17 protein-coding genes and 1 pseudogene are annotated in these 25,039 nt (G+C 39.5%); 2 read left to right on the top strand and 16 right to left on the bottom strand.

Annotated elements, in window-relative coordinates; genetic code table 11:
- Positions 1-65 precede the first annotated feature (65 nt).
- Positions 66-2,240 (bottom strand): heavy metal translocating P-type ATPase, encoded by a 2,175-nt coding sequence (locus AAA071_RS08730; RefSeq protein WP_287518698.1) that lies wholly within the window; start codon positions 2,238-2,240, stop codon positions 66-68.
- Positions 2,241-2,648: 408 nt separating this feature from the next.
- Between AAA071_RS08730 and AAA071_RS08725 the strand changes: the two genes are divergently transcribed.
- Complete coding sequence (locus AAA071_RS08725) at positions 2,649-3,302, top strand: YigZ family protein (RefSeq protein ID WP_287518695.1); 654 nt, start codon at positions 2,649-2,651, stop codon at positions 3,300-3,302.
- A 23-nt stretch (positions 3,303-3,325) separates the two neighbouring features.
- Here the strand turns inward: AAA071_RS08725 and AAA071_RS08720 are convergent, their stop codons facing one another.
- Positions 3,326-3,511, bottom strand: a complete 186-nt coding sequence (locus tag AAA071_RS08720; protein ID WP_004698441.1) for a hypothetical protein — start codon at positions 3,509-3,511, stop codon at positions 3,326-3,328.
- 195 nt (positions 3,512-3,706) lie between these two features.
- Between AAA071_RS08720 and AAA071_RS08715 the strand changes: the two are divergent.
- Positions 3,707-4,597 (top strand): annotated as a pseudogene (locus tag AAA071_RS08715) (LysR family transcriptional regulator).
- Between the two features lie 188 nt (positions 4,598-4,785).
- Here AAA071_RS08715 and AAA071_RS08710 read toward each other — a convergent pair.
- The 14 genes from AAA071_RS08710 to lepB all read right to left on the bottom strand — a co-directional run bounded on the left by AAA071_RS08710 (position 4,786) and on the right by lepB (position 25,036).
- Positions 4,786-5,736: a dihydroorotate dehydrogenase gene (locus AAA071_RS08710; protein ID WP_004698485.1), complete on the bottom strand. Its 951-nt coding sequence runs from the start codon at positions 5,734-5,736 to the stop codon at positions 4,786-4,788.
- A complete protein-coding gene (locus AAA071_RS08705; protein ID WP_287518231.1) occupies positions 5,736-6,503 on the bottom strand; it encodes a dihydroorotate dehydrogenase electron transfer subunit in 768 nt (255 codons plus the stop codon). Before AAA071_RS08705 ends, AAA071_RS08710 begins: the two co-directional genes overlap by 1 nt.
- A 4-nt stretch (positions 6,504-6,507) precedes the next feature.
- A complete protein-coding gene (gene carB, locus AAA071_RS08700; protein WP_287518230.1) occupies positions 6,508-9,708 on the bottom strand; it encodes a carbamoyl-phosphate synthase large subunit in 3,201 nt (1,066 codons plus the stop codon).
- Position 9,709: 1 nt separating this feature from the next.
- Entirely contained in the window at positions 9,710-10,777 is a 1,068-nt protein-coding gene (gene carA / locus AAA071_RS08695; protein ID WP_008715755.1) for a glutamine-hydrolyzing carbamoyl-phosphate synthase small subunit, read from the bottom strand.
- The gene (locus AAA071_RS08690) at positions 10,777-12,063 is read right to left on the bottom strand and encodes a dihydroorotase (RefSeq protein ID WP_123138508.1); all 1,287 of its coding nucleotides are present in this window, start codon (positions 12,061-12,063) and stop codon (positions 10,777-10,779) included. The genes carA and AAA071_RS08690 overlap by 1 nt, the downstream gene beginning before the upstream one ends.
- Positions 12,047-12,997, bottom strand: a complete 951-nt coding sequence (locus tag AAA071_RS08685) for an aspartate carbamoyltransferase catalytic subunit (RefSeq protein WP_287518229.1) — start codon at positions 12,995-12,997, stop codon at positions 12,047-12,049. Before AAA071_RS08685 ends, AAA071_RS08690 begins: the two co-directional genes overlap by 17 nt.
- Positions 12,998-13,349: 352 nt before the next feature.
- Positions 13,350-16,397 (bottom strand): ATPase, encoded by a 3,048-nt coding sequence (locus tag AAA071_RS08680; RefSeq protein WP_302132483.1) that lies wholly within the window; start codon positions 16,395-16,397, stop codon positions 13,350-13,352.
- 12 nt (positions 16,398-16,409) lie between these two features.
- Positions 16,410-17,357 carry a DNA-binding protein WhiA gene (gene whiA / locus AAA071_RS08675; protein ID WP_287518226.1) on the bottom strand — a complete coding sequence of 316 codons (948 nt, stop codon included), beginning with the start codon at positions 17,355-17,357 and terminating at the stop codon, positions 16,410-16,412.
- 15 nt (positions 17,358-17,372) lie between these two features.
- Positions 17,373-18,722 (bottom strand): gluconeogenesis factor YvcK family protein, encoded by a 1,350-nt coding sequence (locus tag AAA071_RS08670; protein WP_287518224.1) that lies wholly within the window; start codon positions 18,720-18,722, stop codon positions 17,373-17,375.
- Between the two features lie 12 nt (positions 18,723-18,734).
- Positions 18,735-19,649: an RNase adapter RapZ gene (rapZ, locus tag AAA071_RS08665; RefSeq protein WP_004695526.1), complete on the bottom strand. Its 915-nt coding sequence runs from the start codon at positions 19,647-19,649 to the stop codon at positions 18,735-18,737.
- A 12-nt stretch (positions 19,650-19,661) separates the two neighbouring features.
- On the bottom strand, positions 19,662-20,474 hold the full coding sequence (locus AAA071_RS08660) for a Cof-type HAD-IIB family hydrolase (protein WP_349234139.1): 813 nt from the start codon (positions 20,472-20,474) through the stop codon (positions 19,662-19,664).
- Positions 20,475-20,760: 286 nt separating this feature from the next.
- Positions 20,761-22,002 (bottom strand): putative porin, encoded by a 1,242-nt coding sequence (locus AAA071_RS08655; RefSeq protein WP_004698453.1) that lies wholly within the window; start codon positions 22,000-22,002, stop codon positions 20,761-20,763.
- Positions 22,003-22,611: 609 nt separating this feature from the next.
- A complete protein-coding gene (locus AAA071_RS08650) occupies positions 22,612-23,874 on the bottom strand; it encodes an S-layer homology domain-containing protein (protein WP_004695518.1) in 1,263 nt (420 codons plus the stop codon).
- A 577-nt stretch (positions 23,875-24,451) separates the two neighbouring features.
- A complete protein-coding gene (gene lepB, locus AAA071_RS08645) occupies positions 24,452-25,036 on the bottom strand; it encodes a signal peptidase I (RefSeq protein ID WP_004695516.1) in 585 nt (194 codons plus the stop codon).
- Between the last annotated feature and the right edge of the window lie 3 nt (positions 25,037-25,039).

The following is a 25,039-nucleotide window of genomic DNA, read 5'->3' as shown; positions in this document are numbered from 1 at the left end:
TAGATATAATAAAGCACCTATACCTCTGTATAGGTGCTTTATAGTATTCAATTATATGTATAATCTTAAATTTTAGCTCGTTTCAAACGAAGTGAATTACTTACAACTGTAACAGAGCTAAATGCCATGGCTGTACCAGCAATCATAGGATTTAACGCACCAATAGCGGCCAAAGGAATGCCAATACAGTTAAAGATCAATGCCCAAAATAGGTTTTGTTTAATATTGGTCATTGTCTTACGGCTGAGTCGTACTGCTTGTACCAAGGTATGTAAATCATTTCGTACAAGGACGATGTCGGCTGCTTCTACCGCAATATCTGTACCACTACCGATGGCAAAACCAATATCTGCTGTAACAAGAGCCGGAGCATCATTGATACCGTCACCAACCATCCCCACTACAAGACCTTTATCTTGCAATTCTTTTACCTTGCTAGCCTTATCTTGAGGCAATACTTCAGCTATAACATGAGAGATACCCGCTTGTTTAGCAATATATTGAGCAGTTCGACGATTATCACCAGTAAGCATCCATACATCAATACCTTGAGCATGTAACTCTTTTACAACCTCGATAGTTTCTGGACGTAATTCGTCTTCTACAGCCCACAAAGCACTAACAACGCCATCTACAGCTAGAACAGATACGGAAGCACCTTGTTCTTCAAAGCGTAAAATATCTTCTTGAACCGCCGTTAAATCATAACCTAGTTCATTCATCCAACGACTGTGCCCAAGTTGTACGGATACGCCTTGGTATGCACCTTGTAACCCTTTACCTGGTACATCAGCAAAACTTTCAAGTTCAACAGCTTTACCTTTATAGCCATGATCTTCACCATAGTAAACCATGGCCTTTGCAATCGGATGAGATGTACCACTTTCAAGAGCCATCATAATAGACATATTAGTACTTTCATCACCATTATAATTTTTAAAAGCCGTCACATCCAATACACCCTGTGTAAGGGTACCGGTTTTATCCATAACAATGGCATCGAGTTTACCCGCTTTTTCAAGATATTCTGCACTCTTGATGAGCACACCGTGTTCCGCACCAAGGCCAGACCCAACCATGATAGATGTTGGTGTAGCAAGGCCAAGCGCACAAGGACATGCGATAACCAGTACCGCTGTTGCATTAATGAGAGCAACGTTAATAGAATCTCCCATAATGAAGTACCACACAAGACCTGTCAAAACAGCAAGGCCAATAACGGTCGGTACAAAATATTGAGCCACGATATCTGCAATACGTTGAATACTAGCCTTGGAGGTTTGTGCCTCTTCGACAACCTTGATAATTTGAGACAACATCGTATCGGAACCGATACGCTTGGCTTCCATGGTAAAAGCACCACTTAGGTTTATAGTAGCACCAATAACTTCAGAACCAACTTGTTTTTCTACCGGTAAGCTTTCACCGGTCAGCATAGCCTCATCTACTGTGGAATATCCCTCAGTAATCGTGCCATCAACAGGGATCTTTTCACCTGCACGAACTTGTAAAATATCACCGGCTACCACCTTAGATGTAGGGATATCAATAAATCCTCCATCACGCAACACATGAGCCGTTGCAGGTTGTAAGGCAATCAATTTTTGAAGTGCTTCGGAGGTACGCCCTTTTGCAATCTCTTCTAAGAGTTTACCAAGAAGGATAAAAGTAATGAGCCACGCAGAGGTTTCAAAATATATTCCATGAGGGCCTAATTCAGGGTGAAATTGCCAGTTATAGATACTGAATAGATAAGCTACCGTCGTGCCCATTACAACGAGCACATCCATCGTAAGCGCCCCATTTTTCACTGCACTCCAGGCGCTCTTATAGAACATGAGACCAGGACCGAACTGAGCAATAGTAGCAAGAACAAACTCTACCCATACAGGCAATGCCTGAATACCAAATCGATGTAAGGTCATATTAATCATCATCGGTACCGCCATACAGGCGGCAATAATAAGGCGTGTAATATGAGGTTTTAAGTTAACCTTTTCTATTTCTTGCTTTGTTTCGTCTGCTTCTGCAGCACCAAAACCAATATTTGTAATGGCATCAATAATCTGTTGTGAATCTATAGTAGCGCCATCTTTATATTCAACGCTCCCCTTTCTAGTTAAGAGGTTGACCTTAACAGATTCTACGCCATCAACTTTAGAAACGACATTTTCAACGCGTTTTACACAGGCTGCACAGTGCATACCTGTAATATCAAATTCTTGTTTTTTTACGCTCATATTCACAGGCCTTTCTACTCTGTAGATATATCTTATCTTACAACTTACTATATTATTACAAATTCGTACTATATTTTGTATTTATGTACTTAAATATACGTCTAAACATCTATCTATAAAAAGCTATATATCCTATTGTAAATAAAATAGCCATAAACAGGTTCACTAAGAATGTTTCAATATATTCTAAAACTTCAATATATGAACATATTACATGACTAACTACTCATATATCTATATTTAATGATAACATAAATTCTCATTACGTCAATATCCTACCAAATATAGAGGGTTATTTCTTTTTTATAAGGGAATTAACCTCTTTTACCTATACATAGCATTCATAAATAGATTATAATAAAGTGATGATGAATAAACATAAACTTTGATTCCAAAGGAGGTGAATATATGTCTGAATCAATAAGCCCTACGGTAGAATTTACTTCGGTAGCGAAAGAATTTCGCCATGAATATGTTGTTGAAAAATCACGGTTTATAACAACTGTATATCCTTGCAAGACTGAAGAGGAAGCCCAAACCTTTATAAGCCGCATCAATAAAGAATTCTGGGATGCACGTCATAACTGCACAGCCTATACATTAGGACCACAGCAAGAACAACAACGATTTTCCGATAATGGAGAACCATCAGGTACAGCAGGTAAACCAATGCTAGAAGTACTCAAAAAGACTGGCATTACCAATGTAGCCGTCGTCGTAACGCGTTATTTTGGAGGTATTAAATTGGGCGCTGGTGGCTTGATTCGGGCCTATTCACACTCTGTTGCGGAAACCTTACGTCTTGCGCCTAAAGAACTACATACAACACGAACCCGACTACAAGCAAAGATTGACTATTCGCTGTATGGAGCAGTAGAAAGATATTTACAGGACGAAAATTTACATTATGAAGCAAGCTTTGGTGAATATGTAGACATAACAATCCTAATACCACCTACGGATGTAGAGCGCATACAAAAAGAGCTCCAAGACATAAGTCATGGAGCTGCTACTTGTAATGTATTAGATTCTATTGAGGTGGTACTACCACTAGATAAATAATCTAGTTAGTAGATTCCAAACTTTTAATTGCCGTTATTAACTAAACCGGCTATACCTTGACCGAGTTCACGACGTTTTTCCTTAGTCATAGGATAAGGCCATACTCGTTCTAATTGTTTTTTCCGGCTAATTTTATTACGAGCCGTCATTAATCTACGTGCTTCCCAATTACGAATTGCTCGACTTAATGTTCTTTTTACCACGCCCATAGTAGTACCTACTTTCTTAACTATTGTTATATATCAAAATTTGTGATAAGTATAGAAAGATAATTTAAAACTTAATTTACTTTCTATTACTTTGTTGAATTTAGTATATATAGCATTTTATTAAATGTGAAATGACCGTTACTTAGTTCGTTATAATTTTTATTTATCATATTATGTGTATAATAGGGAGATTCTATGGATACATCTTACTACCACAATTTTATTACCCTTGTTCAAACGGGCAATATGACACAGGCCGCAGAGATTCTTCATATTACACAACCAGCGTTAAGTAAGCAGTTGAAATATTTAGAGGCTGAATTTGGGGCTCAATTAATCAACATTAAACGCGGCCAACGAGGATCAAACTTGCAATTAACAGATGCTGGTAAAATCTTCTATGAAAAAGCACAACAACTCTGCTCTATTGAAGAATCTACATATAATGCTGTACAACAATTGAATTCACGCATTGAAGGTACTTTACGCATTGCGACATCTGCATCTCGTTCAACGCCAATCGTACAGCAATATTTACCAGCTTTTTCCATGAAATATCCATCTGTCCATTTTGAAATTTATGAAGGACTTATGACAAATGTAGTGACCCAACTCATCAACGGTAGCGCCGAATTAGGTATCGCCAATATTCAAATGGTAGATATCGATAAATTCGATATCCTGCTTACCCAAGAAGAGCATTTATACGCTATTTTCCGCCGTGATGTATTCTGGACAGATCGTGAGCATGATACCATCACGTGGGAAGACATAAAAAAATGTCCCCTTTCCCTTTCTGGTGGCTCTGTCCGAATGATTATGCAATCTAGCTTAACAGATATGGATCAACTTAATGCGGTAGCTATCACCACCACAAAAAGCTCAGCTATTGAATGAGCCTCTTCTGGACGTACAGTTTCTTTAGTCCCAATGGACGCTAAGGAGCTCATCAATCATCGCAAAATGGCCCGCATCAAATTGCCTGAATTCTCGGGGGATTTCAAAAAAGCTTTTATCACACTTAAAGGCCATGCACTTTCCCCAGTAGCACAGCAATTTATTGACTTCTACAAAGCATATGTATAATCATAATTATACATATTATTACCATACTATGACATTAACAGTCTATATAATTGGCATCTATGTAATTATAGACCCCAATTCAATACATAAGAAAAGACCTAGTACTAAATGTACTAGGTCTTTTTGTATCATATCCTATATAACGACAATTCTTATGGTTGTTTAAGCTCGCCGTATATATGATTCTGTTATACTTGATGAACAGCACCTACAATATCAGTGATGCTGTTAAGATTATATTGTTCTACATATTCGCTCATTTCACGGGCAATACGTGAAATTGCTGTTGGATCTACCATCGTAGCTGTACCAACTTGAACGGCTTGCGCCCCTGCCATCATAAATTCGATAGCATCTGTGCCAGTCATGATACCACCAAGACCAATAATAGGAATAGTTACCCCTTTATAAACTTGGTGCACCATGCGAAGAGCCACGGGTTTTACGGCTGGGCCGGATAATCCACCATAAGTGTTCCCCAATACAGGCTTGCGACGGTGAATATCTATAGCCATGCCCAACAAGGTATTAATTAGACTTACTCCATTACCACCGCCTGCTTCAACAGCCTTTGCGATTTCTACAATGTCTGTTACATTTGGTGAAAGCTTAACGATAACAGGTTTATCCGTTACCTTACGAACCGCTTTAGTTACCGATTCAACAACCTTTGGATCTACACCAAAAGCCATGCCTTCACATTCTACATTTGGGCAAGATACGTTGACTTCTAACCCTGCAATGCCATCTACAGATAATGTCTCTGCCATCCAAGCAAACTCATCAATTGTGCCCGCAGACATATTCGCTAGCAATGGTACATCATATTTCTTAAGCTCTGGTAGAATTTCTCTAACAAAATGTTCAGCTCCAGGATTTTCAAGGCCAATGCAGTTCAATACGCCAGATGGTGTTTCTGCAATACGAGTTCCAGGGTTTCCGTGACGCCCCTTAGGTGTTAAACCTTTTACGGAGATAGCTCCTATCTCATTGCTAAGATCTAAATACCCAGCATACTCAGGGCCATTGCCAAAGGTGCCAGATGCGGCGATAATAGGATTTTTCATCTTAATCCCGCAATAATCAATGGCAAGCTTTGGATTTGGCGTAACGGTGTTATTTAAATCGCGTTCATGCATTAAAAGAACACCTCCTCAGCGGAGAATACAGGACCATCCTTACAAACTTTATAACGTTTGCCACCGGCACCATCACAAGCGCAACCTAAGCAACCGCCCGTACCACATCCCATGCGCTCTTCTAAAGATACTTGGCATGGCACATTGAGTTCTTTAGCCACTTGTGCTACGCCTTTCATCATAGGCATAGGACCACAAGTCATAACAGAGGTAAACGAATTAGCATTAATTAGGTCAGGCATGATTGCTGTAGGGAAGCCTTTTGTACCTACGCTACCATCATCAGTAGTGATGTGGACTTGAACAGGCGTATCTTTAAATAAATCAGCCCAGAAGGTTTCGCTTTCATTTCTAAAACCAAGAATAACTTGTGCTTCTTCATCTTTTTGCAAATGGGATGCGATACATAGCATCGGTGCAATACCAACGCCACCGCCAACGAGAAGCATATTATTAGATGTTACAAACGGTTCGCCCAAAGGACCTAAACAATCTAATGTATCACCAGGCACGAGACGTGTCATAATTTCAGTCCCCTTGCCTACGACGCGATACAAAAGGGTAATCGTACCCTTTCGGGCATCAAATCCAGCATAGCTAATAGGGCGGCGCAACAATGGTGCCGTAGAATCCGCTACGCGAACATTACAAAACTGTCCTACCTTTGCTTCTGCTGCTTGTTTTGGTGCGTGAACATCCATAATCCACACATCAGAGCCTATTTGCTCATTGCGAACGACTTCGCCCTGTTCTACATAGCCACTCATGATTTTACTCCAATTCAAAATCTTGTAATGCTTCTACAGTGTAGTTCGCATCATCTTTACGATTCGCCACAACACGCAATACTTCCCGTGCTGTATCGAGACTTGTTAAGCATGGTGTACCCATTTCTACAGCAAGACGACGCAATTGGAAGCCTTCGCGTTCAGGTCGTTTACCTGCAGTCAATGTATTAAGTACAAGATCGACTTTGTCTTGACGAATGTGGTCAGCACAGTTATCATCGCCTTCAGAGATTTTGTTAACTACCTTGCAGTCAACGCCATGTTCCTTGAAGTATTTACCAGTACCACCAGTTGCTTCAATGTGATAACCCAAATCAATAAAGCCTTTTGCTAATTGACTAGCTTCCTCTTTATCGCGGTCTGCAACAGTCATAAGGATTGTACCATCCTCTGGGATACGCATGTTGGCACCATTGATAGCTTTGAATAAAGCTTCAGAATATGTGCGACCAATCCCCATAACCTCACCAGTAGACTTCATTTCAGGTCCAAGAGCGATTTCTACAAGGCCCATTTTAGAGAAGGAGAATACAGGTGCTTTTACAGCTACATATGGTTTATTAGGTACAAGACCAAGTGGTAAGCTTAAGTCTTTTAAGCTTTCACCAAGGGCAATGCGTGTTGCACATTCTACCATATTGATACCTGTAACCTTAGAAATGAATGGTACAGTACGGCTAGAACGAGGGTTAACTTCGATAACGTTAAGTTCACCATCAGCCACGATATATTGAATATTAAGTACACCTTTAACATTAAGGCCTACTGCAATACGACGTGTATAATCAACGATTTGATCAATCAATTCTTGGCTCAAATGTTGAGCTGGATAAACAGCCATGGAGTCACCAGAGTGAACACCGGCGCGTTCGATTTGTTCCATAATACCAGGGATACATACATCGGTACCGTCAGAAATAGCGTCAACCTCTACCTCCATACCAACCATGTAACGGTCGATAAGAACAGGATGCTCCTTAGATGCTACTACGGCTTCCTTCATGTATACATCAAGCTCTTTATCGTTGTATACGATTTCCATCGCACGACCGCCCAATACATAAGAAGGGCGAACGATTAACGGGTATTTCAACTTTTTAGCTGCTTCTTGTGCTTCTTCATCAGAGGTTACCAAAGCACCTACTGGGCGAGGGATACCAAGCTTCGCCAACAATTCATCAAAGCGTTCACGGTCTTCCGCCATATCGATGCTATCTACGGATGTACCGAGGATTTTGACGCCACGTTCTGCCAATGGGCCTGCCAAATTGATAGCCGTTTGACCACCAAATTGAGCAATGACGCCAGCTGGCTGTTCTTTATTGATAATTTCCATTACATCGTCCACAGTCAATGGCTCAAAGTATAAAGAGTCAGAAATATCAAAGTCAGTAGACACTGTTTCTGGGTTGTTATTAATCATAATAGATTGATAACCCGCTTTACGAAGGGCCCATGAGGAATGTACGGAGCAGTAATCGAACTCTACGCCTTGACCAATACGAATCGGGCCAGAACCAAGTACCACTACGGATTTTTCGCCTAGTGGTTTAACTTCGTCTTCTTGTGCATAAGCACTGTAATAGTACGGTGTTTTAGATTCAAATTCAGCCGCACATGTATCTACGTATTTATATGTTGGAAGAATGTTCCATTCTTTACGTTTTGCGCGAACTTCTTCTACAGTTGTATTAGCATAGCGAGCAATAACAGAATCGGTGAAGGAATAGCGTTTTGCTTTGCGCAATACATCTTCTGTTAAGCCCTGTTCAGCCAATGCTTTTTCTACATTAACAATGTTTTTGATTTTTTCAATAAAGAATGTATCAATTTTTGTAATATAGTGGATTTTTTCTACACTAATCCCCTTGCGAAGAGCTTCTGCCACAACATAGATACGTTCATCATCTACTAAGTGTAAACGTTCGATAAGCTGTTCCATGGATTCATGGGCGATTTTCTTAAGCTCAATATGGTCTAAACCGATCTCCAAGGAACGAATTGCTTTTAACAAAGACCCTTCTAAAGAGCGGTCGATAGCCATAACTTCGCCAGTAGCCTTCATTTGAGTGCCCAATGTGCGGTCCGCCAAATTGAATTTTTCAAATGGCCAACGTGGGAACTTCGTTACTACATAGTCGAGTGTAGGCTCGAAGCATGCTTTTGTTTCGCCTGTTACAGCATTTGTAATTTGATCCAATGTCATGCCTACTGCAATTTTTGCTGCTACCTTCGCAATTGGGTACCCAGTTGCTTTAGATGCCAATGCAGAGGAACGAGATACGCGAGGGTTTACTTCGATAACAATATATTCGTTGCTATTTGGATTCAAAGCGTATTGTACGTTACAACCGCCTTCGATTTTTAAATAACGGATAATCTCTACAGATGCGGTACGCAGCATTTGGTATTGAATATCGTTCAAGGTTTGGCTTGGTGCCACAACGATAGAATCCCCAGTATGCACACCAACAGGGTCAATATTTTCCATATTACATACGATGATGCAGTTATCTGCACTATCGCGCATTACTTCGTATTCAATCTCTTTCCAGCCTGCAACGGAACGTTCTGCTAGAATTTGGTGAATTGGTGAAAGTTTCAAACCACGACGTGTGATTTCATACATTTCATCTTCATTATGGGCAATACCTCCACCAGTACCGCCTAATGTGTATGCAGGACGGATGATAATAGGATACCCAATACGATTAGCAAAGGCTACTGCTTCTTCAAGATCGTTAAAGATATCGGATTCAGGGACCGGTTGGTTGATTTCCTTCATCGCTTCTTTGAAGAGTTCACGGTCTTCGGCTTGTTTAATGGCTTCAAGAGTTGTACCAAGAAGTTTTACACCATATTCTTCTAATACGCCAGCTTCAGACAATTGTACCGCCATATTAAGACCTACTTGACCACCTAATGTAGCCAACAAACCCCAAGGGCGTTCTTTTTTTATAACTTCTGTTACGAATTCAAGACTAATTGGTTCTACATATACGCGGTCTGCAATATCTGTATCAGTCATAATAGTAGCAGGGTTGGAGTTAACTAATACTACTTTATAACCCTCTTCTCGAAGGGAACGGCATGCTTGTGTACCAGCATAATCAAACTCTGCAGCTTGACCGATAATAATTGGACCAGAACCAATTACAAGTACTTTTTTTGCTTCTGAGGTCATATTATTTTCCCTTTCTCATTAAGTCTTCAAATTCGTCAAATAAATATAGGTTATCAGTAGGTCCTGGGGATGCTTCTGGATGGTATTGTACGGAGAAGATTGGCAATTCTTTATGACGCATACCTTCTACGGTACCATCATTTACGCTACGATGTGTAATTTCTACGAAATCTGGCAAAGAAGTATCATCTACCGCATAACCATGGTTTTGAGATGTAATATATACCCGACCAGTACGTAAATCTTGTACAGGATGGTTAGAACCACGGTGACCAAATTTCAATTTGAATGTGGTGCCACCATAAGCTTGTGCCAATACTTGATGCCCCATACAGATGCCAAAGATTGGTTTCTTACCAAACATTTTCTTTACTTCTTCTACTGCATAGCCAAGATCTTGAGGGTCTCCAGGGCCATTAGATAAAAAAATACCATCTGGATTTGCTGCCAACACATCTTCAGCCTTAGCATCTGCAGGAAATACAGTAAGACGACAGCCTGCAGCTTCTAGAGAGCGAAGGATATTTTCCTTTACACCATAATCCATTACCGCTACGTGGAATTCAGCATTTTTATCGCCACGCATACCTTGCCATTTTGTAGTTACACGCATAACTTGATCTGTTGGCAAGTCTTGTTTAAACAATTTTTGAATATCTTCCATAGGGTAATCAGAGCGTACGAGTACGCCCTTCATTACACCATGGTTACGAAGAACACGTGTAATCGCACGTGTATCTACATCATAAAGGCAAGGGATGCCGTGCAAACGAAGATACTCACTAAATAACCCCTCATTTTGCCAGTTAGATGGGAAGTCACACAGTTCACCTACAATAAAACCTTTACAATATGGTTTAGGACCTTGAGTGATAGAATTTAAAGTACCATAATTACCAATTAAAGGATAGGTTAATGTAATAATTTGATCCGCATAGGATGGGTCAGTCAAGATTTCTTGATACCCGGTCATACCTGTGTTAAATACAACTTCCCCTACCGTTGGGGCGCCACCTAATAAGGAACCTTCAAACACGGAACCATCTTCAAGAACTAACTTGCCTTTCATTATAAGACTACGCCCTCCTTCATAACAATTTTGCCATCAACTACTGTGAGTTTAGCTTTACCTGTAACAGTCATACCATCAAATGGGCTAACTTTACCTTTTGTATAAAATTTATTTCTATCTACTGTCCACTTTTCAGTTGTAGAGAATACAGTAATATCCGCTGGCTTACCAACTTCAAGAACACCTGCATCAAGGTGCATCAACTCAGCTGGTCGAGTACTCATATAGTACACAACTTGATCAATGCTAAGTTTATCAGGACCATATGCATTTGTAATAACCGCTGCCAAAGATGTTTCGAGGCCGCTGAAACCATTTGGTGCACAGCAGAATTCATGGTCTTTTTCTTCGTATGCATGTGGTGCATGGTCTGTAATAATCGCATCGATTGTGCCATCTTTCAAGCCTTCTAATAATGCTTGGCGATGATCTTCTGAGCGAATTGGAGGAGCCATTTTAAATGCTGGATTATATTCGCGTAAGTATTCATCTGTGAAAGACAAATGTTGGCTTGTAACTTCACAGGTTACATTAAGACCTTTAGCCTTCGCACGGCGCACCATATCTACAGTATTTTTACTACTTACGTGAGCAATATGGATATGACCACCTGTCATTTCAGATAACAAGATATCACGAGCAACAGCCAAATCTTCAGCTACTGCAGGACGACCAATAACACCTAATTCATAAGAAACAATACCTTCATGCATATGACCATTTTTAGTCAATGTAATATCTTCTGCATGGTCGATAACCATCTTATTAAACATGGACGAGTATTCTAAAGCACGACGCATAAATGCAGCATTTTCTACATAGTGGCCATCATCGGAGAAAGCTACTACACCAGCTTCTGCCATATCCCCCATTTCAGCAAGTTCCTTACCTTCAAGACCTTTTGATACAGCACCAATAAATTCTACCTTAACAACACCAGTAAGTTCGGCTTGCTTTTGCAACCCTCTTACGAGCGCAGCATTATCTACTACAGGATTTGTATTAGCCATAGTTACAACACGTGTGAAACCACCTGCAGCAGCGGCTTGTGTACCGGAGTGGAAATCTTCTTTCGCTTCTTGACCTGGCTCACGCAAATGTGTGTGAATATCGATAAGGCCTGGTGCTACAATAAGACCTGTTGCATCATATATCTCAGCACCTTCAGCATTTAAGTTTTGACCGATGGCTGCAATTTTACCATCTTTTACGAGAATGTCTGCTACTTCGTTTTGTTTTTTCGCCGGATTTACTACCGTACCATTTTTAATAAGCAAGCTCACTACCGTCACCTCCGATAATAGTTAAGTACAATACAGCCATACGTATAGCTACGCCATTACGCACTTGCTCTTGAATTACTGATTGATCAGAATACGCAACATCTGGTGCGATTTCTAGGCCACGGTTCATTGGACCTGGATGCATGACCATTACATCGTCTTTAGCTAATTTCAATACATCGCTATTGATACCAAAGATACGTGCATATTCTCTGTTTGTAGGATATAGTGCAGAGTGAATGCGTTCTAATTGAATGCGAAGTACGTTTACCACATCTGCATCAGCAACAGCTTCACGAATATCATGGTGTACGGTAACACCTAATTTTTCAAATTCTGGATATACCATTGTACGAGGACCAGCTAGATGTACATCAGCCCCCATTTTTGTAAGGCCATAAATGTTGGAGCGTGCTACGCGACTATGCATTATATCCCCAAGGATAACCACCTTTAGGCCTTCAATAGATTTCTTTTTCTCTAAGATAGAATACATATCTAGTAATGCTTGTGTTGGATGCTCATGAGCGCCATCGCCTGCGTTAATGATAATAGGATCTACGGCTTTCGTAGCATATAAAGGTGCACCTTCTGCGCTGTGTCGCATTACGATAGCATCTGTGCCCATGTAGGACATAGTTAACAATGTATCGCGGAAGCTTTCACCTTTACCCATGGAAGATCCACTAGGAGAAAGATTGATCACGTCAGCCCCTAAGTATTTGCCGGCTAACTCAAAGGAACTACGGGTACGAGTACTTGGCTCCATAAAAAGGTTAATAATGGATTTCCCCTTTAAAAGTGGAACCTTCTTGTCATCAGAAAGAACAATCTTCTTCATTTTCTTTGCCACATCTAAAATCAATTTGATTTCTTCAGGTGACACATTTTGCAAACCCAATAAATCTTTGCCTTTTAGGCTAACTTGTCCCATGATTTCCTCCTAACTCACGTAACAAAAAAGACCTTTTGCCCAGGGCAAAAGGTCAAATAGTTTGCACAAAGAAGCCCCTATGGGCACTTCAACTATATTCCTTTCTCAGCCTCTCTGGACTAAATTAAAAGGTATTGTATTATGCAATGGTCTCTCGTACCATATATGCATTTTCTTTATTTATTGTACTGAATCCACCTTTGAAAGTCAATGTAAAACACAAAATTCATATGGATTTTAAAAAGAGGACAAGCATATAAAATTGCTTATCCTCTCTATATTTAAACAGCTATTAAGCCACTACCATATCTTAAACTTTAATCTAACATTTCTTTTTTAGAAATTAAGAACCTTAACCTAGTGGATATAGTCTTGGTGGATTTTCTTCATCATTTTGCTGTTCATTTTGTGTAGTATACGGCATTTGATCTTGTTGCGACTCATTCGCTACAGGATTTATCTGCACATTTTGCTGATTTGGCAACAATTGAGGCTGACGTTGCTCACGACGACGTGTATTTTGGGATGCCGTCGGTCTAGGTTTTGTTAACTCATCAATGGATACAGCATTTGGAATAGTTACATTTGATGTATCCCCATGAATATCATCAAGTTCACTGAAGGAAGGAGTCCTCTTAGATGCTTGAGCAGCCTTACGTTCGGCTTCAAGTTGTTGACGGGCAAGTTCTGCACGACGACGAGCACTTTCTTGTTGATCTCGAACACGTTGAATCGCTTCAGCACGCTCTTTTGCTTTACGCTCTATTTCAGCTTGAGCCAACGCTTGTTGACGAGCAGCTTCAGCTTTACGTTCGGCCTCTAGTTGCGCTTTATATCGTTCCTCAGCAAGGCGTCGTGCCTCGGCTGCTTGACGTTCTGCTTCAGCTCGTTCTGCAGCAAGTCGCTCTTGCTCTGCCTTACGAGCTTCCGCCGCTATGCGAGCCGCCTCTGCTTTACGAGCCTCTTCGGCACGTCTTGCTTCTTCTATGCGACGAGCTTCTTCGGCTCTACGCACTTCTTCGGCACGTTTAGCCTCTGCAGCAATACGAGCTTCTTCAGCACGGCGCGCTGCTTCGAGTCGTTCCTGTTCAGCTCTACGTTGTGCCTCAAGTCTAGCTGCTTCTGCTTTACGAGCTTCTTCTGCTCTACGTGCTTCTGCTTCTAAACGAGCTTGTTCAGCTTTACGCGCCGCTTCAATTCTCGCAGCTTCAGCTTTGCGTGCTTCCTCTGCTCGTTTTCCTTCTGCTGCTACACGAGCGGCCTCAGCTTTACGTTCCGCTTCAATTCGAGCTTCTTCTGCTCTACGCGCTTCCTCCGCACGACGAGCCTCTTCTGCTTTTCTTGCTGCTTCCATTTGTTGTGCTTCCAAAGCAGCCTTAGCCTCTGCCGCTCTACGAGCATCTTCTTGACGCTTCGCTTCAAGAGCGGCTTGCTCAGCAGCACGTTGTGCTTCTAAAGCAGCTTTCGCTTCTGCTGCTTTACGAGCTTCTTCGGCACGTCTTGCTTCCAATGCTTCCTGCTCAGCTTTACGTTGTGCTTCTAAACGAGCTCTAGCCTCAGCAGCCAAGCGTTCCTCTTCGGCCTTTTTGGCCTCTAAAGCAGCTTTTTCTGCTGCTCTTTGCGCTTCAAAGCGTGCCTTAGCTTCGGCCGCTTTTCTTTCTTCCTCCGCTTTGCGTGCAGCCTCAATACGAGCAGCTTCAATTCTACTTTCTTCTTCAAGACGTTTTGCTTCCGCTGCTAGTCGAGCTTCTTCTGCTTTACGAGCCGCCTCTAGCCGATCTGCTTCCGCTTTTCTCGCTGCCTCGATACGTGCCATTTCAGCTTTACGAGCCGCTTCCGCCTTGCGAGCTTCCTCTGCTTTACGCTCTGCTTCGGCTTTTTCAGCCATCTTACGCTCAATTTCAGCATGCTTGGCCTCTGCAGCCTTTCGCAACATTTCGGCTTTTTCTGCAGCTAGTCGAGCCTCTTCAGCTTTTTTACGAGCTAATGCTTCTTTCTCATCTTTTGCCTTTTTAAGTTGCGCTTCTTTTTTTACATCTGCTACAGCTTTATCGCTCAACTTTTTAGTTTCTTCATGAGCAATTGTTTCTGCCCGCTTAGCTGGACTTTCAATAGTAGATTTTTTAGTATCTACTGCTCCTTTATCTCCATCTTTACCACCTACAGGGCCTACAGGTATTTGTGTGCCTCCTTGAGTTGGATGCCCTAAAATGTCTTTAACATCTTTCGGCACATTAACAGCAATAGTTTGATGTTTTTGTGGATTTGCAAGAGATTCAGGAATTAACAAGAAACGAATTGGCAAATTCGATGCACCGGCTGGCATAAAGTTTAATGTTAATAAATCGCCCGCATTATAATTCCCTAATAGACGACTATCTAATATAGTACCTTCCCCTAATGCGGAAATACCATCTTCACCACCAATGTGATAAGTTCGTGTATCGGTCTGTCCCCGTCTAGCACCTTGTTGATGCAATGCTTTTACCATAAAGGAACCAGAATAAGGTCCCCCAAGAGGGTTAAAATACAGTCTAAACGGTTCATTCCCCTTTGTAGGAATTTTTAACGTATACGATACGCCATAGTTACCACGGTCACGAACAAATGCTTTATTTTGCATTTCGTCTACACCATTGATAAACGTATCCTCTCGGTCATTACCAATTTCTACAAAGGCACCGCCTAAAGCGGTGTCGAATGGTGTAGTAACCTCCATATTACGTTTAGCACCAGTATAAGTACCGCGTAATTGTATTTCATCAATAGGAAGATTTTTCACCCAATGTGACGCATCAACAGGGTCCATACCCATAGGCAACATCATGACACGCGCAAATATAGGCCCTTCTGTTTTAATATCTACAATACCCGTAAATAATGCATCTCGATTTACCGGTGTATTTTCTAAGTCACTAAAGATTAATTGACGCCCTTGTGGTGGGATGCTAAGAGAGTATAACGGTCTTGCATCTGGGCTTTCATTAAGAGGTTGCTCCAAATCCTTTCGCGACAAATCACGACCTGCTGCAAAATAGTTAGGTGTAGCTACAGATTTTAATTGTCTCATGACATGTACTGAAGTTGGATAAGCCGTTTGGTTTTCTAAGACGATAGCAATCTTGTGAGGTAAATCCATTTCATTTACATGATAGAAATAGATACGACCATTGCCATTAATTGTACCTGCACTTAACGTACCTCCTACAGGTCCTACATATTCAGGACTATCCGATAGGAGCAATGTATCCGTTTGAGACACCAACGATGGTGGTAACGGAGAAAACTGAAAATATCCAATTGATTGTAAATCTATATCACGAGCTTCTACATGGCCTGTAAGGGCAGCCATGGCAGCCATAGCCGCAGCTACACAATATCTTGATTTATAGGAAAACATATATTATTACCTCTATATTTCTTCGAGCCCCAACGGGTCATACGTAAGTGCTAATGCTTCAATCTTCTTTAGTCGATGGCCAATTCCAGATTTAGATAGTTCCCCCTCCATCAACTCTTCAAGCTCTTTTAAACTCGCTTCAGGATTCTCCCACCGAAGTCTTGCAACGACGCGCAACTTTTCAGGTAATTCTTCAATGCCGATTTCTCTATCAATAATACGAATTGCTTTTACCTGACGAACTGCTGCATCCACAACCTTCTGTAAATTTGCCGTCTCACAGTTGACTTGACGATTTATTTGATTCCGTACGGTTTTCATAATCCGCACGTTTTCAAATTCCATAAGCGCCGATTGAGCCCCCATGATTTGCAAACAATTTGTTACTGCATCCCCTTCTTTAAGATATACTACATACTCTTCCTTCCGCTCTGTTAAGCCTGCATGAATGTGAAAAAGCCGTAATACATGGATAATTTCCCTCGCAAAAATCTCGTTTCCCGTCATAAACTCAAGATGGTAATCACTTTGTGGTTTATTGACAGAGCCTCCCCCTAAAAAAGCTCCCCTTAAAAAGGCTCGTCGTGCTTCCATTGATTTGAGCCAACTGCGAGGAATTTGTTCGGTTACAGGCCATAAAGCAAGATCCTCTAAAGCCTGTCTCCCCTCTATAGAAGGTTCCACAGAGAGCGTATACATATTTTTTTTACGCAGGTTTAAACCTTGTCGTACTAATACATTTGTAGGTAATTCGTATTGCTTTTTCAAAATACCAAGCAACCGACGAGCTACTGCATTATTAGCCGTAGCTAAACGAATGCCAACGGCACCTTTCATCCCCAAAATGATAGATCCGCTCATACGCAATAAGCAAGACGCTTCAATTTTCATGGCCACATCCGCATCACTAGAGACTTCATATTGGCATAATTCATTTTTTACATCTTCTGCAAATGACATGGACATCCCTTCTCATTAATGATCATCTCGTTGAAGATAATATTCTAAGATATGCGGTTCAGTATTAGATTGCATAGCATGAATGATATCCATAATAACTTTACCTAACCGTTCAGGATCGTGAACAGCTGGTTTTTGAGGGTTAATTAAGGTAGCTCGTATAGTGCGGATTCCTTTGTCTTGTAACTTTTTAGTATCTAATACCAATGGTTCAGATCCTACAGCACTATATTGTTCAACCATTTGAATTGGCAACGGCCCATCATTGGCAAGAACAGTATCTATAATTCCTTCTCCGCCATGAGCAATTAAAGCCTCTACATGGTCATTTAATGTGTAGCCTGTGGTTTCACCCGGTTGTGTCATAACATTAGCAATATAGATTTTATTAGCCTTACTGGCACGTACATGAGAGGCCAACTTATCAGTTAGTAAATTTGGGATAATGCTTGTATATAAGCTACCAGGACCTAAAATAATTACATCCGCTTCATCAATGGCACGTAATGCAGCCCCCTCTGGCTTAGGCAATGCTGGATCACTATAGATATGGCGAATTCGTTTACCCGAGTGTGGTATATTACTTTCACCTTCTACAATAGTGCCATCTGTCATCTCTGCACGCAATTTAATGAACTCTGTAGAGGAAGGAATTACACGACCACGGACACGCAACAATTTACTAGCCGCTTCAAGAGCTTCTTCAATATCTCCATCATAAACTTGAGCAAGCGCAGTGATAAAGAGATTACCAAAACTGTGCCCAGAAAGCTCATTTTCACCATCGAAACGATAACGGAATAAGTTCTCCATTACTCCTTCTTGTTCAGCTAGTGATACTAAACAGTTTCGCAAATCACCAGGAGCTATCATTTGAAAGTCTTCTCTCAAGCGACCAGAAGAACCTCCATCATCAGCAACTGTTACAATCGCAGATAGGTTTGATGTATGTGATTTCAAACCACGCAATAAATTTGATAAGCCCGTACCACCACCGATTACTACAATTTTTGGGCCCTTATCGAGTCGGATATTTTGAAAAATAATATCCGATACTTTGCTGTCAGGATTAGGTAGTACCGCACGAATAATCGTTTTAATAACTTTACTCGTACCGATGAGCATTAATACAGCACCAATCGATAATAGTACAGCCCCTACAGCAATGAGTACATTATAATTGTAAAAGCCCGTCATATTATAGGAAAAGGCAAGTACAATATCTTCAAGAACCGCAAGCCATTGATAGTTAAAAATCAAAGAAATACCAATAATTAAAAGACCTACACCACAACTAAATAGGGCAAGCCAACGTTTTATATTTAGACCCGGAATTAGCCACCGGAACCATCCTTTTCGCAACATAATCCCCCCTATCTAGTTATCAAGTGTTATAATTTCATGAGGATTATAATCTTCTTCTACATTATTTTTCATCATATCTCTATGTTCAACAGTTACACGATATCCTTTTTCTAACAAGTGCGAGTATAGAGCCTCTGCCATAGCTACAGATCTATGCATACCACCTGTGCAACCTACTGCCACAATAAACTGAGATTTCCCTTCTTGTTCATAATTTGGTACAAGGAAGTCCATGGTATCAAAGTAACGTTTTTTAAATTCCTCTGTTACTTCAAAGGAATGAATATATTCATTCACTGCTTTTACACGACCTGTTTTATGACGAAACTCAGGAATATAAAATGGATTAGGTAGAAAACGAACATCCCATACCATATCTGCATCGAGAGGAATACCATACTTAAAACCAAAGCTCACTACAGTAATAGCCATACCATGAGCTTCATCAACTTGAGCAAAGCGCGTTTTTAAATACTCTTTCAAGCTGGCTGTTTTCATATTAGTGGTATCAATAATAAAATCTGCTTTATGGCGCACAGAGTTAAGAATTTGGCGTTCCTTTTTTAGCCCTGTTGTAATTAGCCCATTAGGAGCCAATGGATGACTCCGTCGACTTTCCTTATATCGACGAATCAAAGTCTCATCTGTAGCATCCATAAATACAATTTCAAAATCTACCTTCATATCTTTTAATGTATCTAAAGATGAAGAAAGAGCTTCAAAAAATTCGCCCCCCCGAATATCTACAACAAGAGCAACGCGATTAGTCCGTTCTCCACCTTGTCGGCAAATTTCACTTAATTTAGGAATCAGCACAGGGGGAATATTATCAATACATAAATACCCCATATCTTCTAAAGCTTGCAATACTTGAGTTTTGCCGGCACCTGACATACCTGTAACTATTAACAAACGAAATGCTTCCATAGTTTTACTCCATTATAAAAGATTATCTTCAATCCAATGGGCTACTCCATCGTCATTATGATGGCCACAAATTGTATAAGCCACAGATTTTACATGATCTGTAGCGTTTTCAACAGCTACAGAGTAACCTGTTTTACGTAGCATAGAAATATCATTTTCTGCATTACCAAAAGAAACGATATGTTCTAAACTAATATGATTATCTAAAGCTAGTTGTGTCAAAGCACGCCCCTTTGACACATTAAGGGCAACGATTTCTAAAAAGTCTTTTTGGCTACGAACTAGATTAACCAAATCGCCCACTTCAGGAGTCAAAGTATCAATAATTTGATCAATCCCCTCTACTGTATCAATAGCGATTAGCTTATTTGGTTCAGACTCTAAAGTATATAACCCATCACCTAAAAACTCTGCTTTCGCTCCCGTTTGAACTTCATAGAGATCGGACTGCCATGTTTTATGATGACATAGCAAATGATCATCTATATAGGATTGTATATGCCAATCATATTGTTTTGCTAATTCATAAATACGCTGTACAGCCTCAACAGAAACGGTCTGCTCAAATAGTTTACACCCTGTTTCTAATTCTTGAATGAGTCCTCCAGAGAACAAAATCATGGGTACATTACCAAGCTTTAAAGCAGAACCAATAGGCTTTGCCGTTTGATACATCCGTCCCGTAGCAATGGTAACAACGATGCCCCTTTGCTGTAAACGATGTAACACATCTACTGTATAGTCAGATACAGTATTATCACTGCGTACCAAGGTTTCATCACAATCAATGGCAACCATTTTAATATGAGAAAAAGAAGGATTCATGTTTGCCTCCTTTATAAAAATTTTAAATACTCTTTATTATACCATTAATAGTGGCTATATAGATAGAAATTAGCGGTAAGAACTCTAATAATGATTAGAAAGTATAGTCATAAAACTTTCATTAAATGCAAAATCCTCTATTATCAATTAATTATTATTTCTTAATCAATTGTATAATATTAATAAAACACTATAATAAACACTTCATATAATTTTCATTTAACTTTATATTAAACACAAAAAAGAGACTCCCGAAGAAGTCTCTTTCATATAATTAACTATCAAATTAGAATTTGTAGTTAAGGTCTGCACGGTAAAAGTCACCTTTGTCAGTACCATCTTGAGTTTTCCAGTCGAAACCATAGTTAGCAGATAAACCAACGTTATTTTGCAATGCATAGTCAACGGAAGCCATCCAACCTTTAGCATCTGTAGTGTAGAATTGATTATAAGTAGTATCTACAATTGGTGCATTTTTCTTTTGGTTGAAGTATTGACCTTTTACGCCCCAAGTACCTGCTTTTTTGATGTCGTAGTTACCAAAGCCAAGACCTGCAGTCCAAGCTTGAGAGTCGTCTACATGGGAATCTTTCAACCATTCGCCACCAACCCAAACTTTGTCGAAGTTAGCATCAGCATTGAAGCCATAGATGTTTTTGTAACCATTATCAGTATCTTGATTTACACGGTCGTAGAAACCGCCTACCATAGTGTGTTTACCTACTTTACCAGTTAAACCAATATATGTGTTAGTTACATTTTGATCTTTTGTTAATTCGTTACCATTGGTATTATTGGCAACAATTCTACCATTATCACCGGATACCATGTAACCGTATGCAGCTTGTACATTAATTTTATCGTTGCCAACATTCAATTGAGCACCGTCGAATGTGCCGTCGAACATCAAGCCGCCACCGAAGGATTGACCGAAACGACCAGCTTTAGCGGATACGCGTTCGCCGAATTTATGGTTTACATAAGCGCGGTCAATTGTAGCATCTGCTTTATCTTCATTTTCAGAATTGCCTAATTCGAAGTTACCAGAAGTCAAACGAACTACAGCGTCTGTACGATCGTTTACTTTTGCGTTGAATTGTACACGTGCACGAGCGTCAAATTTGGATTTAGCATGTTCAGCATCTTTGTAACGAAGACGAGCATCACCAGTAACTTTTACATTACCAACGCGGTCTTCCAAGCGAGCTACACGAACGCCCAAGTTGTTCAATTCGTTGGAGAATTCATCAGCCAAACGGTTGATCATAGCTTGTTGTTCAGCGTTAGCGCGGTCTTGATTAGCCATAGCTTTAGCTACCATTTGAGCCATTTCGTAACGAGTGATGTTATTTTGGCCTTTGAAAGTACCATCTGGGTAACCATTGATAACACCAGCGTTAGCCAATTGAGAAACTGCTTGGTATGCCCAAGAATCTGGAGTTACGTCGGAGAATGGGTTAGCTGCGAATGCAGTAGTTACACCCAATACTGCTGTTGCTGCAAAGATTGCTGCGAATTGTTTTTTCATAGTTAAATTCCTTCTTTCTGAAAAAAATAGAAAATAAAATGTTACAAGTCATAACATTCACATTCTACTCAGTTCTTCAGATTAAGAATCTTTGGGAGTGTCCACGTTTCCTCGCCACATTCTACATCGAAGTTCTTCATTTCATGTGTTTGCTACTTCTCGTACGGTGATATTAGCACAACCACTTTTTCGTGTAAACCCTTTTTTCTCAATTGTGTTCTCATTATCTTGTTTTTATAACTTAAAATGCTTGCTAAGTTAGATTTTATCTAGTTTTATAGGATATAATTTTTTTCATAAAAAAATTTAATTTTATATCCTTTTCTATTAATTGAGAATTTTTATTATATTTTTCATTAAGTTAAACTTATTAATATATATATAATTAATAAGAAATTTATCTTTCTATACAGAAAGATTTTATAAATATATCCTACAATATAAGGGATATAATTCTTGATAACCACTAAATTATTCGATTACTTTTAATATTATGTATTTATAAAACATTTTACTATATATATATACTATTATATATAAAATAATTCATAATACTTTTATGCAACAAAAAAAGACTTCCGAAGAAGTCTTTTTTTGTTTGTGAGGGAATTAGAATTTGTAATTTAATTCTGCACGATAGAAATCGGAAAGATCATTACCGCTTTGGTCTTTAGAGTTGAAGCCATAACCTGCGGATAAACCTACGTTATCTTGTACTGCGTAGTCTACGCTAGCCATGTAACCTTTGTAACCATTAGATGTATTTGTTAAATCATATGCTTGATCCCAAGTGGAACTTACGATTGGTGCATTAGCTTTTTGGTTGAAGTATTGACCTTTCACATCCCATGTACCTTTTTTAGCGATGTCGTAGTTACCATAGCCAAGACCTGCTGTCCAAGCTTGAGAATTATCTACGTTGGAAGCTTTCAACCATTCACCGCCAGCCCACAATTTATTTTTACGGAAGTCCGCATTGAAACCGTAAACATCTTGTTTATCGGAATTAACTGTTACACCATTATGGTTCAAGTTGCCGCTAGATAATCTGGAGTAGAAACCACCAACGGAGGATTCTTTACCAACTTTACCTTTTAAGCCTACATAGGATACAGATGGGTTATCAGATTTGGAGTTGCCATCAGCAGCACCATCAATCATATAACCATACGCACCTTGTACTTGAACTTTATCATTACCTACGTTCAATTGTGCACCATCAAATGTATCATCGTACATCAAACCGCCACCAATTGTTTGTTGGAAACGACCAGCTTTAGCAGATACGTTGCTACCAAATTTGTGATCTACGTAAGCACGATCGATTGTTGCTTGAGAACCTTTAGTAGAGTCACCAAATTCGTAATTACCTTTTACACGAACAACTGCTTGTGTTTTATCATTTACATTAGCATTGAATTGTACACGTGCACGGCCGTCAGTTAAAGATTTACTATTAGCTTTGTAAACACCTTTGTCTTCAGAACCTTGATAACGGATACGAGCATCACCAGTTACCTTTACATTACCTACACGGTCTTCTAAGCGAGATACTCGAACTCCGAGGTTGTTCAACTCGTTAGAGAACTCATCTGCCAAGCGGTTAATCATAGCTTGTTGTTCAGCGTTAGCACGATCTTGGTTAGCCATAGCTTTAGCTACCATTTGAGCCATTTCATAACGAGTGATATTGTTTTGGCCTTTGAAAGTGCCATCTGGATAACCATTAACGATACCAGCTTGTGCTAATTGGGATACTGCTTGGTATGCCCAACTATCTGGAGTTACATCGGAGAATGGATTTGCAGCAAATGCTGTTGTTACACCTAACACTGCTGTTGCTGCTAACATTGTTGCGAATTGTTTTTTCATAATGAATTCCTTCTTTCTTATAAATAAGAATTTATATTTGCAGAAGACATTCACTACATAAGTAGTATCACTATGAAAGATGTATTAGGAGTGTCCATGTTTCCTCAACTAAATTATCTATCTTAGCTCCACTTCTTTGTAGCGTAGCCTTTCTGTTGATGTGAATATACCACCACCCCAAAACTTTGTAAAGCATTTTACACAACTAAATTTTATGAAATTTCTTTCATGAATAAAAATTATATCAAAAACATAGATTATTACTGCATTTTTAAAAATTTAATTTTACAAAATTTCATTTTATAGTCTAAAAAAATAGATAATTTTATTATCTACAGCCACAATTTTAATAATTATTACTTATTAAATTTAGCTACACTTATAATTTATATTAATTCATTTGTTTGAATTGTTTATTTTCTATAAGCTTGATAAGTGATATATTTAGATTCGACCTAGCCGTCTTGCTAAATTTTATTTAGTATACATTTCACAAGATACAACATAACTTAATCCTTCTTAACTTATAAAAAACCTATCTACGATGAAATTTATCGTAGATAGGCTTTCACGATTATTAAATTGCGTAAGAAACAAATCCTAGAATATGATCAACAGGAACTGGGCCGATAAAACGACTATCACTAGAATGATTGCGATTATCCCCCATCACAAATACATGACCTTCAGGAACTGTTACAGGTGTAGACCGAGTATAATTCATTTTTGTATCTTTTGTATATGGTTCTTGTAATTTTTCTCCATTACGCCATACATAACCATCTTTAAACTCTAGTACATCACCAGGTCTACCTATTACACGTTTTACCCATACATCATTTGTTTGAGCGGATTTATTAAAAACAGATGCATAGTTCATCAGTGGTTCTTTTACATCATCCACCCATGTACGAACACGATTAACACGACTATCAATAATAACGATTTGTCCATATTCGGGCATATCATTCATAATATGATGCCATTTGGTAACAATCAAATATTGTCCATTGTGTAATGTATCATCCATTGATTCCCCAGACACTCTAGTAGGTTGAATCAAGAAAATATGAATTACCATAGCAATGATTAATGCCAATGCAATAGCATAAATCCAATCTAATATTTCTTTTACTATTGTATTACCTAACTTATTACTCATAGT

The organism is Veillonella parvula, assembly GCF_040097785.1.
Lineage (GTDB): Bacteria > Bacillota > Negativicutes > Veillonellales > Veillonellaceae > Veillonella > Veillonella parvula_D.
Note: the sequence above shows the minus strand (reverse complement) of the source record. Positions and strands in the feature narration are given on the sequence as shown.